Origin of the sequence: Streptomyces sp. NPDC058525, from assembly GCF_042719495.1 — a bacterium.
GTDB lineage: Bacteria > Actinomycetota > Actinomycetes > Streptomycetales > Streptomycetaceae > Streptomyces.
This window is the reverse complement of record NZ_JBHXNP010000059.1, coordinates 17,119-34,064: the sequence shown is the minus strand read 5'-3', so window position 1 is coordinate 34,064 and position 16,946 is coordinate 17,119. Positions and strand designations below refer to the sequence as shown.

General features: G+C 72.7%; 12 protein-coding genes and 1 riboswitch. Of the genes, 9 read left to right on the top strand and 3 right to left on the bottom strand.

What is annotated here, in order from left to right; genetic code table 11:
- The first annotated feature begins 31 nt into the window (after positions 1-31).
- Positions 32-3,571, top strand: a complete 3,540-nt coding sequence (gene mfd / locus ACFWP3_RS25530; RefSeq protein ID WP_384225227.1) for a transcription-repair coupling factor — start codon at positions 32-34, stop codon at positions 3,569-3,571.
- A 64-nt stretch (positions 3,572-3,635) separates the two neighbouring features.
- Here mfd and ACFWP3_RS25525 read toward each other — a convergent pair whose 3' ends face one another.
- Positions 3,636-3,809, bottom strand: a complete 174-nt coding sequence (locus ACFWP3_RS25525) for an antitoxin (protein ID WP_384225182.1) — start codon at positions 3,807-3,809, stop codon at positions 3,636-3,638.
- 207 nt (positions 3,810-4,016) lie between these two features.
- Here ACFWP3_RS25525 and ACFWP3_RS25520 point away from each other — a divergent pair, with 207 nt between their 5' ends.
- A complete protein-coding gene (locus ACFWP3_RS25520) occupies positions 4,017-4,649 on the top strand; it encodes a hypothetical protein (RefSeq protein WP_384225180.1) in 633 nt (210 codons plus the stop codon).
- Entirely contained in the window at positions 4,646-6,160 is a 1,515-nt protein-coding gene (locus ACFWP3_RS25515; protein WP_384225178.1) for a protein kinase, read from the top strand. Before ACFWP3_RS25520 ends, ACFWP3_RS25515 begins: the two co-directional genes overlap by 4 nt.
- On the opposite strand, the gene ACFWP3_RS25510 is transcribed toward ACFWP3_RS25515, so the two are convergent.
- The gene (locus ACFWP3_RS25510) at positions 6,148-8,496 is read right to left on the bottom strand and encodes a YfhO family protein (RefSeq protein WP_384225175.1); all 2,349 of its coding nucleotides are present in this window, start codon (positions 8,494-8,496) and stop codon (positions 6,148-6,150) included. The genes ACFWP3_RS25515 and ACFWP3_RS25510 overlap by 13 nt on opposite strands.
- Positions 8,497-8,688: 192 nt before the next feature.
- On the opposite strand from ACFWP3_RS25510, the gene ACFWP3_RS25505 reads away from it, so the two are divergent.
- A complete protein-coding gene (locus ACFWP3_RS25505; RefSeq protein WP_384225172.1) occupies positions 8,689-9,312 on the top strand; it encodes a SurA N-terminal domain-containing protein in 624 nt (207 codons plus the stop codon).
- A gap of 28 nt (positions 9,313-9,340) precedes the next feature.
- Positions 9,341-10,402 (top strand): MazG family protein, encoded by a 1,062-nt coding sequence (locus ACFWP3_RS25500; protein ID WP_384225169.1) that lies wholly within the window; start codon positions 9,341-9,343, stop codon positions 10,400-10,402.
- Positions 10,403-10,434: 32 nt separating this feature from the next.
- Here the strand turns inward: ACFWP3_RS25500 and ACFWP3_RS25495 are convergent, their stop codons facing one another.
- Positions 10,435-11,655 carry a globin domain-containing protein gene (locus ACFWP3_RS25495; RefSeq protein ID WP_384225166.1) on the bottom strand — a complete coding sequence of 407 codons (1,221 nt, stop codon included), beginning with the start codon at positions 11,653-11,655 and terminating at the stop codon, positions 10,435-10,437.
- Positions 11,656-11,776: 121 nt separating this feature from the next.
- On the opposite strand from ACFWP3_RS25495, the gene ACFWP3_RS25490 reads away from it, so the two are divergent.
- The 4 genes from ACFWP3_RS25490 (at position 11,777) to eno (ending at position 16,939) form a co-directional block, all read left to right on the top strand.
- The gene (locus tag ACFWP3_RS25490) at positions 11,777-13,063 is read left to right on the top strand and encodes a cytochrome P450 (protein WP_384225163.1); all 1,287 of its coding nucleotides are present in this window, start codon (positions 11,777-11,779) and stop codon (positions 13,061-13,063) included.
- 103 nt (positions 13,064-13,166) lie between these two features.
- Complete coding sequence (locus tag ACFWP3_RS25485) at positions 13,167-14,213, top strand: transglycosylase family protein (RefSeq protein WP_384225160.1); 1,047 nt, start codon at positions 13,167-13,169, stop codon at positions 14,211-14,213.
- A gap of 276 nt (positions 14,214-14,489) precedes the next feature.
- A riboswitch (cyclic di-AMP (ydaO/yuaA leader) is annotated at positions 14,490-14,662 on the top strand.
- A 3-nt stretch (positions 14,663-14,665) separates the two neighbouring features.
- Positions 14,666-15,370: a transglycosylase family protein gene (locus ACFWP3_RS25480; protein WP_384225157.1), complete on the top strand. Its 705-nt coding sequence runs from the start codon at positions 14,666-14,668 to the stop codon at positions 15,368-15,370.
- A 282-nt stretch (positions 15,371-15,652) separates the two neighbouring features.
- On the top strand, positions 15,653-16,939 hold the full coding sequence (gene eno / locus ACFWP3_RS25475; RefSeq protein WP_030156501.1) for a phosphopyruvate hydratase: 1,287 nt from the start codon (positions 15,653-15,655) through the stop codon (positions 16,937-16,939).
- Positions 16,940-16,946 lie beyond the last annotated feature (7 nt).

The window sequence follows — 16,946 nt, the reverse complement described above, 5'->3', positions numbered from 1 at the left end:
TCTCGACCCTCACCGGATGGAAAGCCTCTTCATGAGCCTGCACGGACTGCTCGACGCCGTCACCCGGGACCCCGCCCTCGCCGAGGCGGTCACCGCGGCCGGGGACGGCAACCGCATGCACGTGGACCTGGTCGGACCGGCCGCCGCGCGGCCCTTCGCGATCGCGGCGCTGGCCCGGCGGACCGAGCGGACCATCCTCGCCGTCACGGCCACCGGGCGCGAGGCCGAGGACCTGGCCGCCGCGCTGCGGTCGCTGCTGCCCTCGGCCGACGAGGTGGTGGACTACCCGTCCTGGGAGACGCTCCCGCACGAACGGCTCAGCCCGCGCAGCGACACCGTCGGCCGCCGGATCGCCGTCCTGCGCCGCCTCGCGCACCCGAGCAAGGACGACCCGGCCGCCGGGCCCGTCTCCGTGGTCGTCGCACCGATCCGCTCCGTGCTCCAGCCGCAGGTCAAGGGGCTCGGGGACCTGGTGCCCGTGTCCCTGCGGCAGGGCCAGAGCGTCGACCTCGGCGAGGTGACCCAGGCGCTGGCGGCCGCCGCGTACGCGCGCGTGGAGCTCGTCGAGAAGCGCGGCGAGTTCGCCGTGCGCGGCGGGATCCTCGACGTGTTCCCGCCCACCGAGGAACACCCCCTGCGCATCGAGTTCTGGGGCGACGAGGTCGAGGAGATCCGCTACTTCAAGGTCGCCGACCAGCGCTCCCTGGAGATCGCCGAGCACGGGCTGTGGGCCCCGCCCTGCCGCGAGCTGCTGCTCACCGACGAGGTGCGGGAGCGGGCCGCGGCGCTCGCCGAGGCCCACCCCGAGCTCGGCGAGCTGCTGAACAAGATCGCCGAGGGGATCGCCGTCGAGGGCATGGAGTCCCTGGCCCCGGTCCTGGTCGACGACATGGAACTGCTCATCGACGTGCTGCCCGCCGGGGCGATGGCCGTGGTCTGCGACCCCGAGCGGGTCCGGACCCGGGCCGCCGACCTGGTCGCGACCAGCCAGGAGTTCCTGATGGCCTCCTGGGCGGCCACCGCGGGCGGCGGCGAGGCCCCCATCGACGTCGGCGCCGCCTCCCTGCGCGGCATCGCCGACGTACGCGACCACGCCCGCGAGCTCGGCATGATGTGGTGGTCCGTCTCCCCCTTCGCCGCCGAAGAGGCGGACCTCTCCGGCGGGGACACGCTGAAGCTCGGCATGCACGCGCCCGAGGCCTACCGCGGCGACACCGCCCGCGCGCTCGCCGACACCAAGGGCTGGATCGCCGACGGCTGGCACACCGTCTACCTCACCGAGGGCCACGGCCCGGCCGCCCGCACCGTCGAGGTGCTCGGCGGCGAGGGCATCCCGGCCCGGCTGGAGGCCGAGCTGCGCACCCTGGAGCCGTCGATCGTCCACGTCGCCTGCGGCTCGGTCGAGACCGGCTTCGTCGACCCGGCCCTGAAGATCGCGGTGCTGACCGAGACCGACCTCACCGGGCAGCGCACCGCCACCAAGGACCTCGGCCGGATGCCGACCCGCCGGCGCAAGACGATCGACCCGCTGACCCTGGAGGCCGGCGACTACATCGTCCACGAGCAGCACGGCGTCGGCCGCTACGTCGAGATGGTGCAGCGCACCGTCCAGGGCGCGACCCGCGAGTACCTCCTCGTCGAGTACGCCCCCGCCAAGCGCGGCCAGCCCGGCGACCGCCTCTACATCCCCACCGACCAGCTGGAGCAGGTCACCAAGTACGTCGGCGGCGAGGCCCCGACCCTGCACCGGCTCGGCGGCGCCGACTGGACCAAGACCAAGGCGCGGGCCAAGAAGGCGGTCAAGGAGATCGCCGGCGACCTCATCAAGCTCTACAGCGCGCGCATGGCCGCCCCCGGCCACGTCTTCGGCCCCGACACCCCCTGGCAGCGCGAGCTGGAGGACGCCTTCCCGTACGCGGAGACGCCCGACCAGCTCACCACGATCGCCGAGGTCAAGGAGGACATGGAGAAGTCGGTCCCGATGGACCGGCTGATCTGCGGCGACGTCGGCTACGGCAAGACCGAGATCGCGGTGCGGGCGGCGTTCAAGGCGGTGCAGGACGGCAAGCAGGTCGCCGTGCTCGTGCCCACGACCCTGCTCGTGCAGCAGCACTTCGGCACCTTCTCCGAGCGCTACAGCCAGTTCCCGGTGAAGGTGAAGGCCCTGTCGCGGTTCCAGAGCGACAGCGAGTCCAAGGCCACCCTGGAGGGCCTGCGCGAGGGCTCGGTCGACGTGGTCATCGGCACCCACCGGCTGTTCTCGCAGGAGACGAAGTTCAAGGACCTGGGCCTGGTCATCGTCGACGAGGAGCAGCGCTTCGGCGTCGAGCACAAGGAGCAGCTGAAGAAGCTGCGCGCCAACGTCGACGTGCTCACCATGTCGGCGACCCCGATCCCGCGCACCCTGGAGATGGCGGTGACCGGCATCCGCGAGATGTCGACGATCACCACCCCGCCGGAGGAGCGGCATCCGGTGCTCACCTTCGTCGGCCCGTACGAGGAGAAGCAGATCGGCGCGGCCATCCGCCGTGAACTGCTGCGCGAGGGCCAGTGCTTCTACATCCACAACCGGGTCGAGTCCATCGACCGGGCCGCCGCCAAGCTCCGCGAGATCGTGCCCGAGGCGCGGATCGCGACGGCGCACGGGCAGATGTCCGAACAGGCCCTGGAGCAGGTCGTGGTGGACTTCTGGGAGAAGAAGTTCGACGTGCTCGTCTCGACGACGATCGTCGAGTCCGGCATCGACATCTCCAACGCGAACACCCTGATCGTGGAGCGCGGCGACAACTTCGGCCTCTCCCAGCTGCACCAGCTGCGCGGCCGCGTGGGCCGCGGCCGCGAGCGCGGATACGCGTACTTCCTCTACCCGCCGGAGAAGCCGCTGACCGAGACCGCCCACGAGCGGCTCGCGACGATCGCCCAGCACACCGAGATGGGCGCGGGCATGTACGTGGCCATGAAGGACCTGGAGATCCGCGGCGCGGGCAACCTGCTGGGCGGCGAGCAGTCCGGCCACATCGCGGGCGTCGGCTTCGACCTGTACATCCGCATGGTGGGCGAGGCTGTGGCCGACTACCGGGCGGCCGTCGAAGGCGGGGTGGAGGAGGAGCCGCCGCTCGAGGTGAAGATCGAGCTGCCGGTGGACGCGCACGTCCCGCACGACTACGCGCCGGGCGAGCGGCTGCGCCTCCAGGCGTACCGGTCCATCGCGTCGGCCAACTCCGAGGCGGACGTCAAGGCCGTGCGGGAGGAGCTCACCGACCGCTACGGCAAGCTGCCCGAGCCGGTGGAGAACCTGCTGCTGGTGGCCGGACTGCGGATGCTCGCCCGCGCCTGCGGGGTCGCCGACATCACCCTGCAGGGCAGCAACATCCGCTTCGGACCGGTGGAGTTGCGCGAGTCGCAGGAGCTGCGCCTCAAGCGGCTCTACCCGGGCGCGGTGCTCAAGCCCGCCACCTCACAGGTCCTCATCCCGCGCCCGAAGACCGCCCGGGTCGGCGGGAAGCCGCTGGTCGGGCGGGAACTGCTGGCCTGGACCGGCGAGTTCCTCGCCACGATCCTCGGCTCCTGACGGGTGACACGGGCGGAGGCCGGCAGCCCTTCCGGGCTTCCGGCCTCCCGGCCCGCGCGGCGGGCTACTTGTTCGGGTCGTCGTCGATCCCCAGCCGGTCTTCCATCTGCTGCTGGGCCTGATCGATCTTGTCGCTGTACTTGCCGCCGGTCCGCTCGTTGGCCTCTTGTTCGACCTGGTCGGAGACTTGCTTGCCCTTGGTCTTGGCCTGGTCCTTGAACCTGTCGAAGATCCCCATGTCGCGGGCTCCTTCCGTATCCCGTTTGCGACGCTACGCCCGTTTGGGGTGGTTCGCTCGCCGGGGTCCGGAACCCGCTGCTCAGACCGCCTTGCGGACGATCGCGCGGCGACCGTACAACGGTTGGGCACATCCCCTCACCATGGCCGGAATCGCTGTATACGCTCTTACCCGAAACCCTTTCCGCACGGCCCGTCAGGAGCACCGATGCACGCCCCCGGCATCCCGCCGCAGCACGGCCACCAGCCCAGTTCCGGGGGCGTGGTGGCCCTGCGCGTGGTCTTCGCGCTGCTGCCGATCCTGAGCTGTGGCTTCCTGGCCTGGGGCTCGATGCTGCGGCTCGCCATCGTGACCCGCGCGGCCCGCGACTGGACGCTGCTCGCCGTGAGCGGCGCGCTCTCCGTCGGCTCGGTCGTGCTGATCGGCCTCGACCCGACCCCGGACACCAACGGCTGGCAGGGCAACACCGGGGCCGGCGGCATCGTCCTCACCGGCTTCGCCACGTGCGTGTACTTCCTCGTCGCCGACATCCGCCACCACGAACGCCTGCGGACCGCCGGCCCGCAGGGGCACTGGTACGCGCAGCAGCCCGCCCCGTACGCCGGCCCGCAGCAGCCGACCGCACCCTCCTACGGCTACCCGCCCGCCCAGACCACCGCCCCGGTGCAGCTGCCGCAGGTCCCGCAGCAGCCCCCGCAGCCGACCCCGCCCCCGCGCATCGGCCAGGTCCGCGCCGAACTCGACGAGCTCAGCGAACTGCTGCGCAAGCAGACCCCGCCGCCGCCCGGCGGCCCGTACCAGGACCCGAACCGGACCGCGATCCAGGACCCGAATCAGTGACCGACCGGCTCATCGGAGACCGCTACCAACTGTCGTCCATCCTCGGCCAGGGCGGCATGGGCCAGGTCTGGACGGCGTACGACCGGCGGCTGGACCGGCGCGTCGCCGTCAAACTGCTGCGGCCCGACAAGGTCGCGGGCCCCGGCACCGTCGCCGAGGAACTGCGCCGCCGCTTCGTGCGCGAGTGCCGGGTCACCGCCCAGGTCGACCACCCCGGCCTGGTCACCGTGCACGACGCGGGCAGCGACGGCGACGAACTCTTCCTCGTCATGGGATACGTGGAGGGCTCCGACCTCGCCGACCACCTCGCCGCGCACGACCCGTACCCCTGGCCGTGGGCGGTCGCGGTCGTCGCGCAGCTGTGCTCGGTGCTCGCCGCCGTGCACGCGGTGCCGATCGTGCACCGCGACCTGAAGCCGCGCAACGTCATGGTCCGCCCGGACGGCACCGTCCTGGTCCTCGACCTCGGCGTGGCCTCGGTGATGGACACCGACACCACCCGCCTCACCAGCACCGGCACGCCCATCGGCAGCCCCGCGTACATGGCACCCGAGCAGGCCATGAGCGGCGCCGTGGGCCCCTACACCGACCTGTACGCGCTGGGCGTCCTGCTGTACGAACTCCTCAGCGGCAACGTCCCCTTCGCCGGGTCCACCGCCCTCGGCGTGCTCCACCGCCACCTGTACGAGCCCCCGGCCCCGGTCCGCCCGCAGCGCCCGGAGATCCCGCCGGAGCTGGAGGCGCTCATGCTGCGCCTCCTCGCCAAGGACCCGCAGGACCGCCCGTCCTCAGCGCAGGCGGTCTACGAGGCCCTCGCGCCGCTGCTGCCCGCCAGCGGGAGCCGCGCCCCCGCCGGCCCGCTCGACCCCACCCGCCCCTTCCTGCGCCCCCAGGCCCCGTGGCCCGACCGGTCCACCGCCATCCCCCCGCAGCCGACCTCGCCGCCCACGCCCGCACCCGCCCGCCCGGACATCCCCGGCGCGGTGGACGAGGCGCGCAAACTGCTGGACCAGGGCCGGCTGACCCAGGCCGGCGACATCCTCGGCGGCATCCTCCCGGCCGCGGCCGCCCAGCACGGCGAGCACTCGCCGGTGGTCCGCTCCCTGCGCAAGCAGTACGCCGCCACGCTGATGGACGACGGCCAGTACCGCCGCGCCCTGCCCGAACTGCGCCGCCTCGCCGACCAGTTCCCAGCCGGAGACCCCCAGTCGCTGCGCTTCCGCTACGACGCGGCGCAGTGCCTGGAGCAGCTCGGCGAGCCGGCCGCGGCCCTGGCGGAGTACCGCTCGCTGCTCCCGCTCTTCGAGAACCACTACGCCAACCCGGACCCCGGGCTGCCCCTGGAGGTCCGCCGCCGGATAGCCCACCTGCTGCTCTCCCTCGGCGACCGGCCCGCGGCCCGCGACACCCTGGCCCGCCTGCTGTTCGACGCGGAGCGGCTGCACGGGCCGGGCCACCCGTTCCCGGGGGAGATCCGCCGCACCCTGCACTGGCTCGGTCAGGTCCGCTGACGCCGCCCGCGCGCGAGCGCGAGGCCGAGAACAACCGCGAGGGCGAAGGCGCCGGCCGCCGCGCCCGGCAGCAGGCCCGGCGGGCGGAAGGAGCAGTCCAGCGTGGTGGTCCGGCCGTCCAGGGGGACCGCCACCAGGCCCAGGTGGGCCGCCGCCGGCCGGCCGTTGCAGGTCCAGCCCGCGATCGCGGGCACCGAGAGGACCGCCGTGCCGGTGCTGCCCTCCGGGAGCACCGCCCGCACCCCCGAGGAGCCGACCGTGACCGAGTCGGCGGCCGTGGCGCGCAGCCGGGCCACCGCCGTGTCCAGGCGGCCGCGGTCCAGGCAGGACAGCGCCCACCGGGCGGGCGCGGACCGGTCGAAGACCAGCGCCGAGGAGTCGCCCCGCGAGACGCCCATCGGCTGGACGGCCGCCCGGTTGCGCGGGGCGTTGCCGTTCAGCCGGAAGGCCGGGCCGTCCGCGAGGCGGGCCGTCGCGTTGTACTCCGGCGCCCACAGGTAGGCCTCCGTGCCCGCGCGGCAGACCCCGGGCGCGCGCGGGTCCTCGTACACCCGCGCGCCCAGCAGCAGTTCCTGGTTGGCGAACGGCGAATCGCCGTAGGCGGCGGGCGCGCCCGGCGGGCGGGTCGTCACCAGCGGCGGGACCTCGGCGCGGCGGACCGTGCCGTCCGGCTGGAGGCGCGCGCCGACCGCGAAGACCGCGTCCGTCACCGGGCTGTCGATGCTCTGGACGTTGCGCCCGCGCGAGGTCCAGCCCGCCCCGAGGGCGGCCATCGTGCGCGTGAATACCTCCGGGGTGTGGCTGCTGTAGTACGAGCCGCCCTCCCCGCCCAGCAGCATCGGGTCGTTGCCCGTCAGGGCCGGCCGGCTCGGGTCGGTGCGGTAGGCGGGCCAGCCCCCGGCGCCGGCCAGCGCCCCGGCGCGGGCGGTGTGCGCGCGGCCCCAGGACGGGTAGTCGTCGAGCCCGCCCAGCTTGCCCTTGTGGCCGAACGCGGTCGTCGCGGCGCCCTGCCCGACCAGTACGGCCGCCAGCAGTACGGCCGCCGGGAGCACCAGGCGGCGGTGGCGCAGCGCCCACCAGGCCCCGGCCGCCGGCGCCAGCCCGCCCGCGAACAGCACGTACCCCCAGGTGGTCGCAAGCCGGCTCCCGCCGGCCCACAGGGCGGCCGCCGCCAGCAGGCCCGCCCCCGCCGCCAGCGCCCGCCGCCCCGGCAGCCCCGCCGACAGGCCCGCCCAGGCGGCGATCACGGCGATCCCGGCCAGTACGAAGGTCTGCCGGTACGGGCTCCCGTTCGGGGTCGCGAACAGGTGCCAGGCCAGGTGCGTCGGAGCCCACTGGAGGGACAGCGCGACGGCCGCGGTCAGCCCGGCCCACGCCAGCCGGGTGCGCGGCGGTACCGCCCGGTGGAAGGGCAGCGCGGCCACCAGCAGCAGCGTCCCGGTGGTGACGAAGACGGCGGGGGAGGAGAAGGAGTACGTGGCCGGCAGCAGCCGCGCGAACAGGTCCGCCCAGGACACCGGCCGGAACTCCTTGACCCAGCCCGGATAGGCCTGCCCGGAGCTGAGGAAGAGGGGAGCGAGCACCGGCGCCGCGAGCATGATCCCCAGCACGGTCGTACCGGCCGCCCGGCCCACCACGGCCGGCCGGCTCCTGACGCCCTGCCGGGTCAGCACCACCCGGACCAGCAGCACCAGCGCCGCGCCCAGGGTCGCCATGTAGGCGGTGTAGAAGTTCGCCGTCCAGCACACGGCCACGATCAGTACGGCCGCCGTGAGCCGCCGCCCGCGCAGCGCCCATTCGCCGGTCAGGCACAGCAGCGGGAAGGCGATCAGGCCGTCGAGCCACATCGGGTTGTAGGAGGCCTCGATCACCGACCAGCCGCACAGCGCGTACGAGGCCCCGAGCAGCCCCGCCGCCCACCAGGCCCCCCGGCGCTGCGTGCGCAGCAGCCAGGTCATGGCCGCCGCCGCTGCGGCCGTCTTGAGCAGGGTGACCACGTACACCGCGAGGTCTATGTCGGCCCGCGGGAACAGCCCGACCAGCACCGCGAAGGGGCTGGCCAGATAGGTGCCCAGGTCCGGCAGGAAGCTCGTGCCGTAGCCGGACTGCCAGTTGAACAGCAGCCCGCCCTCCGCACGCCCGTGCAGGAGGTCCCACAGGTGCGCGTGGAAGGGGACGAACTGATTGCCGAGGTCGTTGATGCTGCGGTGGCGCGGTCCGTACGGGAAGACGCGGGCGACGGCGTCCCCGGCACCCACGGCCACCACCGTGAGCAGGGCGGCGAGCGCGGAGCCGGCCAGGCTCAGGCGTCGCGGCGAGCGGTGCGGTGTCGACATGGTGCGCCGACCTTGGCACCACCACAGGACAGCAGGATGGCCGCGGGGTGGCCGCGACACGAACAGAGGCGCACCCCAACACCCCGGGAATCGTTGGTCGAATCAGTGGCTCGGATCACCCTGACTGCATACCATCGATCATCGCAAGGCCCTTGTGCACCGACGCACAATCTCCCGGCCCTGGAGGCTCCTTTGCACCGTCGCACTGCGCTCTCCGTCTCCACCGCCCTGCTGCTGGCGGCCCCCCTGCTGTCCGCGTGCTCCGGGCAGGCGCACCCCGGCACCGCGGCCGTCGTCGGAGGCGAACGGATCACCACCTCCGCCGTCCAGGCCCAGGTGAACGAGGTGCGCGCCGCCCAGAACCGCACCGGGCAGGCCGCCGCCGAGCTCATCGCGAGCACCCCCAACCTGGAGCGGCAGAAGCTCGACGCGATGCTCCAGAGCCGCATCATCGACAAGATGGCCGAGACCGCCGGGATCTCCGTCTCCCAGAAGGACCTCGAGGAGCAGCGCAAGACCCTGGTCGAGGCGGAGGGCGGGCCCGCGCAGTTCGAGGCGGCCCTCCTGCAGAAGGGCGCCATGGCTCCCGGCCAGGCCGACCGGCTGCTGCGCGACCGGGCGCTCCTGACCAAGCTGACCGCCAAGTACGGCAACGGGAAGCTGGAGGAGCCCGCCCGGACCGCCGCGAAGGCCCTGCACATCGAGGTCAACCCGCGCTACGGCTCCTTCGACGTCGAGCAGATCAAGCTCGGCGCCGGCGAGACCCCCTGGATCACCCAGCGGACCCGGCCCGAGCAGGCACCCGCCGGAGCCTGAGGTGCGCCCGCGGAGGTAGGTTCGGGGGGTGACCGACCACGCCCCCTCCGAGTCCACCGCGGCCGAGCCCACCGGCCGCATCGTCCTGCTGACCACCAGCCACCGGGTCGCCCCCGGCGTGCTGTCCTGGCCCGCGTGGCAGACCCTGCACGCCGCGGACCGGGTGCTGTGCGCCGACCCGGCCCACCCGCAGCTGCCGTACCTGCGGGACGCGGGCGTCGAGGTGGTGCAGGGCAGCCCGGACGCGCAGGAGCTGGTCGGGGCCTGCGCCGGGGGCGGCACGGTCGTGGTGCTGCTGAGCGGCGAGGGCGACCAGCGGCTCACCGACGGGCTGGCCCGCCTCGCGGGCTCCGGCCGGGTCGCGATGCCCGACCTGGAACTGCTGCCCGGCTCGTACGACCTGCCGGGCGCCCGCCTGCTCGACCTGGTCCAGGTGATGGACCGGGTGCGGCGCGAATGCCCGTGGACCTCCCGGCAGACCCACCGGGGCCTGGCCAAGTACGCGATCGAGGAGGCGTACGAACTGGTCGAGGCCATCGAGGACGGGACCCTGGACGAACTGCGCGAGGAGCTCGGCGACGTCCTGCTCCAGGTGGTGTTCCACGCCCGGATCGCGGAGGAGGGCGCCGCGGACGGCACGGCGGAGGACGCCGAGGGCGACGAGGAGGCCGGGGAGGCCGGAGACGGCGGGCGCGCCGGCGGGGCCTTCTCCATCGACGACGTGGCCGGGGCCCTGGTGGAGAAGCTGATCCACCGGCACCCGCACGTCTTCGGCGACGAGAAGGCCGAGACCCCGGAGGACGTCAGCGCCCACTGGCAGCGCACCAAGGCGGTGGAGAAGAGCCGCGAGTCCGTCACGGACGGGGTCCCGCTGGGCCAGCCGGGGCTCGCGCTCGCGGCCAAGCTCGCCGGGCGGGCCCGTACGGGCGGGGTGGCCGTGGAGCTGCCCCGCGGCGAGGGCATCGGCTACGAGCTGCTGGCGCTGGCGGCACGCGCGGAGGCGTCGGGGACCGACCCCGAGACCGCGCTGCGCGCGGCGGCCCGCGTCTACCGGGCCGCGATCCGGGCCGCGGAGGGCGTCGGCGAGTAGCCCCCGGCGGTACCGGACCCCGCTGGGACGGCCTAGGCCCGGTCCCTCGGCTCGCGCCCCGAGGGGTTGTGCCAGTGCGGCGAGGGGCGGCTCAGGAACCACTCCCCGAAGCCCAGCGGGCGGCCGTTCGGGCCGTGGCCGCGTCCGGCGGCGGGCACGGAGTCGTGGAAGATCCGGCCGGGCACGGCGCCCAGCTCCTCCAGGAGGCGGGCCGTCTCCTCGATGAACAGCGGCGGTCCGCTCAGGTACACGTCCTGCTCGGGCCACATCCCCCGGTTGCCGAGCGCGGTGGCCAGCCGGTCCGTGGCCTGGTTGCGGTGCTGCCCGGGGGCGGGCGTGAGGTAGGTGACGCCGAGCCAGGGGCAGGCGGCGGCGTACTCGTCGATGAGCGGGCGGTCGTAGAGGTACGAGGCGTCCCGCGCGACCACGAAGAGCCGCACGTCCTGGTCGGGAGGATGCTCCGCGAGGTCCTCCAGCAGGGCCCGGACCGGCGCCCAGCCGGTCCCGGCGGCGATCAGGCTGGCCGGACGGTCCCCGCGGCGGAAGGTCAGCTGCCCGCCCGCGGCGCCGAGCCGCAGCATCTCGCCCGGCTGCACGTCGCGGACCAGGGCGGTGCTCAGCCGCCCCCGCTCGATCCGGCTGACGTGCAGGTCCAGGGTGCCGTCGGGGCGGGGGGCGTTGCCTATGGAGTAGGTGCGCCAGGTCGTCGGGACGCGTTCGCTGCTCACGCTCGTGTACTGGCCGGGGAGATAGGGGAAGGGGGCGTGCGGCTTCAGGGTCAGCACGCCGATGTCCTCCCCGTACTGGAGGTGGCGTACGACCTCCGCGTCCCACCAGGCCGGCTCCCGCTCCTCGGCCGCGGCGGCGCCGGCCAGCATCGAGTCGGCTATCACCTGGTACGCCTCGGCCCAGGCCTTCTCCACCTGCGGGGTCCAGGCCTCGCCGGAGGCCTCGGCGAGGGCGGCGAGCAGGCTGGCGCCCACGGCCGCGTAGTGCTGGGGCCCGGCCCGGAACTTGCGGTGGTCGCGGCCCAGGTCGCGGAGATAGGGGAGGAGGCCGTCGTTCTCCAGGTGGGCGATCACGTGGGTGAGCGCGGCGAAGAGCCGGTCCCGCTGCCGTTCCATGTCCTCGGAGGAGGCCGGGAAGAGCTCACGGATGCCGGGGTTGTGCCAGAAGAGGTGCGAGTAGAAGTACTTGACCGCGTGCTCGGCCCGTCTCTCCACCACCGCGAAGCTGCTTTTCAAGATCCTCACATCCACAAAACCGAAAGTAGGAATGCCGGGGAAGGCGAGGTCAAGTGACGGCGGATCTGCGGACAGCCGCGGCGAAGCACCCATATGGGATGGGGGACGGGAGCCGGGATACGGTCGTCGGGTGCACGAGCAGACCCCCGCAGACCCCGCAGACACCCCTTCGGCCTCCTCCGCCGGCCCGGGCCCGACCCTGTTCGACTGGGAGTTCGCGACCGATCCGTATCCGGCCTACGCCTGGCTGCGCGAGCACGCGCCGGTGCACCGCACCAAGCTCCCCAGCGGGGTCGAGGCCTGGCTGGTCACCCGGTACGCCGACGCCCGCCAGGCCCTGGCCGACCAGCGGCTCAGCAAGAACCCGGCGCACCACGCGGAGCCCGCGCACGCCAAGGGCAAGACCGGGATCCCGGGGGAGCGCAAGGCCGAGCTGATGACGCACCTGCTGAACATCGACCCGCCGGACCACACCCGGCTGCGGCGGCTGGTGTCGAAGGCGTTCACCCCGCGCAGGGTGGCCGAGTTCACCCCGCGGGTGCAGGAGCTGACCGACCACCTCATCGACGGGTTCGCGGAGCGGGGGGAGGCGGACCTCATCCACGAGTTCGCGTTCCCGCTCCCCATCTACGCCATCTGCGAGATGCTCGGCGTACCGCGCGAGGACCAGGACGACTTCCGCGACTGGGCCGGGATGATGATCCGCCACGGCGGAGGTCCGCGCGGCGGAGTGGCCCGTTCCGTGAAGCAGATGCGGACCTATCTCGGGGAACTCATCCACCGCAAGCGGGACGATCTGGGCAATGACCTCATTTCCGATCTGATCCGGGCGAGTGACCACGGCGACCACCTGACGGAGGCCGAGGCCACGGCCATGGCTTTCATCCTGCTTTTCGCCGGTTTCGAAACCACCGTCAACCTCATCGGCAACGGCGTCCACTCCCTCTTCATGAACCCCGGTGAGCGCGAGCGCCTCCAGGCCTCCCTCGCGGCCGGCGAGAGCGCCCTGCTGGAGACCGGCATCGAGGAACTCCTGCGCTACGACGGCCCCGTGGAGCTGGCCACCTGGAGGTTCGCCACCGAGCCGCTGACCCTCGGCGGACAGCGGGTCGCCACCGGGGATCCGGTCCTGGTCGTCCTCGCGGCCGCGGACCGCGACCCCGCGCGCTTCGCCGAGCCGGACACCCTCGACCTCTCCCGCACGGACAACCAGCACCTCGGATACGGGCACGGCATCCACTACTGCCTGGGTGCTCCGCTCGCACGACTTGAAGGACAGACGGCGCTTGCGACTTTGCTCACGCGTCTGCCAGATCTGGAACTCGCCGTTCCGTCCGAAGACCTGCGCTGGCGCGGCGGGCTGATCATGCGTGGCCTGCGCACCCTTCCCGTGCGCTTCACACCCCGAAACATCTGAAGGGCGACTGACCGGAAGTCAGGCGCCGACGGGAGTTGTGACAATCGTTCGAAGGCCGCTAGGTTCTGCCGTTACCCCGCCGTTATGCGAAAGGTGCAGCATCATGCGTTCCGGGAACGGCCGCCACAGACGCCCCCGCCAGGTGCCCGCGATAGTCGTCACCGCCGGAGTCACAGGCTCCGCGCTGGCACTGCCGCTGCTCGCCGCCACCAACGCCAGTGCGGCCGACACGTCCACGTGGGACAAGGTCGCCGAGTGCGAGAGTGGCGGCGCCTGGAGCGCGAACTTCGGCAGCGGCCAGTACGGCGGCCTGCAGTTCACCCAGGAGCAGTGGAGCAACGCCGGCGGACTCGACTTCGCCGCGCGGGCCGACCTGGCGAGCCGTTCCCAGCAGATCGCCGTGGCCGAGCGGGTGCTGGCCTCCCAGGGCCCGCAGGCCTGGCCGCTGTGCGCGGCCTCGGCCGGGCTGGACGGCCAGGGCCCCGCCGCCGAGGTCGACCCCGGCCTGCCGGGCGGATCCCAGGCCGGCACCGCGCCGTCCCGCCCGGACCACAGCGTGCCCACCACCGGGGCCGGCAAGCCGTCCACGGACTTCGGCGCTCCCACACAGCCCGCGCCGAGCCCGTCCTTCGCGCTCCCCGACGGCCCGCTCGCGCCCTCCCTCGGACTGCCCGTCATGCCCTCGCCGGACGACCCGTCCACGGCGCCCGCCCCGGTGGAGCCCACCGAGCCGACCGCCCCCGTGAGCCCCGACGCGCCCACCACGCCGCCCACCACGCCGCCCGTCACCCCGCCGACCACCCCGGGCCAGCCCCCGGTCACCGGCGCCCCCGTGACCCCGGCCGACCCGACGGCCCCGGCCGCCCCCGGAACCCCCGAGGCCTCGCCCGACCCCACCGCGCCTCCCGTGACCGCCCCCGAGGGCAGCGGCAAGCACCGCGGTGCGCCCGCGCTCGAGGCCCCCGGCCCGTCTGACACCCCGTCGGAGCCCACGTACACCGTCAAGGCGGGCGACAGCCTGACCGCCATCGCGGACGCCAAGGGGCTCAAGGGCGGCTGGAACGCCCTCTACGAGGCCAACGAGCAGGTCATCGGCGAGGATGCCGATCTGATCAAGCCCGGTCAGAACCTGGATCTAACTGCCGAATAAGGGCACTTCGGGCGGCCGGAAAGAGCTGATTGTCCGTTTTCTGTAAGTGAGACATGTGTCTCTTCCGGTCAACTGGCGTGTCCCACCCGGGGGCTGCCGCAAACCCCGCCCTCACCTGCGCAAACACCCGTACGAGGAGCGCAAGTAGGGCCCGTTTCTCCCCGATGCCGCTCGTTGAACATCGGGGAGAGACCTGTCTACCTTCTGAATCGCTCGCCACCGCGAGCTCCTTCGACCGCATCGCCGAATCCTGCCGGCGGACGGGGGGAACAGTCGTCGCGTCAAGCGCCGAAGGCAGGAGCGGGGGAACCAAGGTAGGCGCCGGGAGCGGCCGTTGAGAGACGGTCACGCCACCGGCTAGGGGTTAAGACGTGCGCTAGGTCGCACGGCCGGGCAACTCACTCGCCCGAACCCGACAGCTCACCTCGTAGGCGTCGGTGAGGAGAAACTCCATGCTGCTTTCCGGCAAGGGCAAGCACCGCCGCGGTACCGCCATTGAGCGGACGGCACGCCTCGTCACGCTCGCCGGTGTCGCCGGTGTGGCCGTCGCCGCTCCCCTGATGGCCGCGGGCACCGCCAGCGCCGCCACCGCGTCCGAGTGGGACAAGGTCGCGCAGTGCGAGTCCGGTGGCAACTGGGCCATCAACACGGGCAACGGCTACTACGGCGGACTGCAGTTCTCGTCCTCCACCTGGGCCGCGTTCGGTGGCAAGTCGTACGCCCCGCAGGCCAACCAGGCCTCGAAGGCCCAGCAGATAGCCGTCGCGGAGAAGGTCCTCAAGGGCCAGGGCAAGGGCGCCTGGCCGCACTGCGGCAAGGGCCTGTCGAACTCCTCCTACACCGGCGGCGGCGCGACCGAGGCCGCCCCCAAGCAGGAGAAGAAGACCGAGCCCAAGAAGACCCAGCCGAAGAAGACCGAGCCGAAGAAGACGGAGCCGAAGCGCGCCGAGGCCCCGGTCACCCGCTCCGAGCGCACCGAGACCCCGGCCCCGAAGACCGGCAACGGCTCGTACGAGGTGAAGTCCGGCGACACCCTGGGCACCATCGCCGAGGCGAACGGCGTGCAGGGCGGCTGGCAGAAGCTGTTCGAGCTGAACAAGGACATCGTCTCGGACGCCGACCTGATCTTCCCGGGTCAGAAGCTGAAGCTCAGCTGAACACTGCGGCAATAGCCGCGGCATCGCAGAGCAACAGGCAGCACCACGCACCACCACACCGCCCGGCGCGTCTCCCCCCACGCGCCGGGCGGTGGCGCGTGCGCGGGCGCAACCGTGATGATCAAGAGTCCTATGTCCCGGAAGAGGGGTATTCGGACCCTTTTTCGTCCCAGGACCCGAGCGGTCGGCGGGCCCAGTGCCCGGAGCCGGTTAGGCTCTAGGCGGCAAGGCCATCCCACGGCCTGATGCCACCGCACATCCAGCGTCACATCCCAGAAGGAGATGCTCGTGCCGTCCATCGACGTCGTCGTAGCCCGGGAAATCCTGGACTCCCGAGGCAACCCCACGGTCGAGGTCGAGGTGGGCCTCGACGATGGCAGCACCGGCCGTGCTGCAGTTCCGTCCGGCGCCTCCACCGGTGCCTTCGAGGCCATCGAGCTCCGTGACGGTGACCCCAACCGTTACATGGGCAAGGGTGTCGAGAAGGCCGTCCTCGCCGTCATCGAGCAGATCGGCCCGGAGCTCGTCGGCTACGACGCCACCGAGCAGCGCCTGATCGACCAGGCCATGTTCGACCTGGACGCCACCGACAACAAGGGCTCGCTCGGCGCCAACGCCATCCTCGGCGTGTCCCTCGCCGTCGCGCACGCCGCGTCCGAGGCCTCGGACCTGCCGCTCTTCCGCTACCTCGGCGGCCCGAACGCGCACCTGCTGCCCGTTCCGATGATGAACATCCTCAACGGCGGGTCGCACGCCGACTCCAACGTGGACATCCAGGAGTTCATGATCGCCCCGATCGGCGCGGAGTCCTTCTCCGAGGCGCTGCGCTGGGGTGCGGAGGTCTACCACACCCTCAAGAAGGTCCTGCACACCAAGGGCCTGTCCACCGGTCTCGGTGACGAGGGCGGCTTCGCCCCGAACCTGGAGTCCAACCGCGCCGCGCTCGACCTCATCGTCGAGGCCATCAAGCAGGCCGGCTACACCCCGGGCAAGGACATCGCGCTCGCGCTCGACGTCGCCGCGTCCGAGTTCTACAAGGACGGCAAGTACGAGTTCGAGGGCCAGTCCCGCTCGGCCGCCGAGATGACCGAGTACTACGAGGAGCTCGTCTCCGCGTACCCGCTCGTCTCCATCGAGGACCCGCTGTACGAGGACGACTGGGCCGGCTGGAAGGTCATCACCGACCGCCTCGGCGCCAAGGTCCAGATCGTCGGCGACGACCTCTTCGTCACCAACCCGGAGCGCCTGGCCCGCGGCATCGAGGAGGGCTCCGCGAACGCCCTGCTCGTGAAGGTGAACCAGATCGGTTCGCTGACCGAGACCCTCGACGCCGTCGAGATGGCCCAGCGCAACGGCTTCAAGTGCATGATGTCGCACCGCTCCGGCGAGACCGAGGACGTCACCATCGCCGACCTCGCCGTCGCCGTGAACTGCGGTCAGATCAAGACCGGCGCCCCGGCCCGCTCGGACCGCGTCGCCAAGTACAACCAGCTGCTGCGCATCGAGGAGATCCTCGACGACGCCGCGGTGTACGCGGGCCGCAGCGCGTTCCCCCGCTTCAAGGGCTAACCACGCT

Coding starts and splice junctions, on each gene's coding strand:
- ACFWP3_RS25520 (WP_384225180.1), top strand. CDS start 4,017: ATGCACGCCCCCGGCATCCCGCCGCAGCACGGCCACCAGCCCAGTTCC.
- mfd (WP_384225227.1), top strand. CDS start 32: ATGAGCCTGCACGGACTGCTCGACGCCGTCACCCGGGACCCCGCCCTC.
- eno (WP_030156501.1), top strand. CDS start 15,653: ATGCTCGTGCCGTCCATCGACGTCGTCGTAGCCCGGGAAATCCTGGAC.
- ACFWP3_RS25525 (WP_384225182.1), bottom strand. CDS start 3,809: ATGGGGATCTTCGACAGGTTCAAGGACCAGGCCAAGACCAAGGGCAAG.
- ACFWP3_RS25485 (WP_384225160.1), top strand. CDS start 13,167: ATGCGTTCCGGGAACGGCCGCCACAGACGCCCCCGCCAGGTGCCCGCG.
- ACFWP3_RS25480 (WP_384225157.1), top strand. CDS start 14,666: ATGCTGCTTTCCGGCAAGGGCAAGCACCGCCGCGGTACCGCCATTGAG.
- ACFWP3_RS25510 (WP_384225175.1), bottom strand. CDS start 8,496: ATGTCGACACCGCACCGCTCGCCGCGACGCCTGAGCCTGGCCGGCTCC.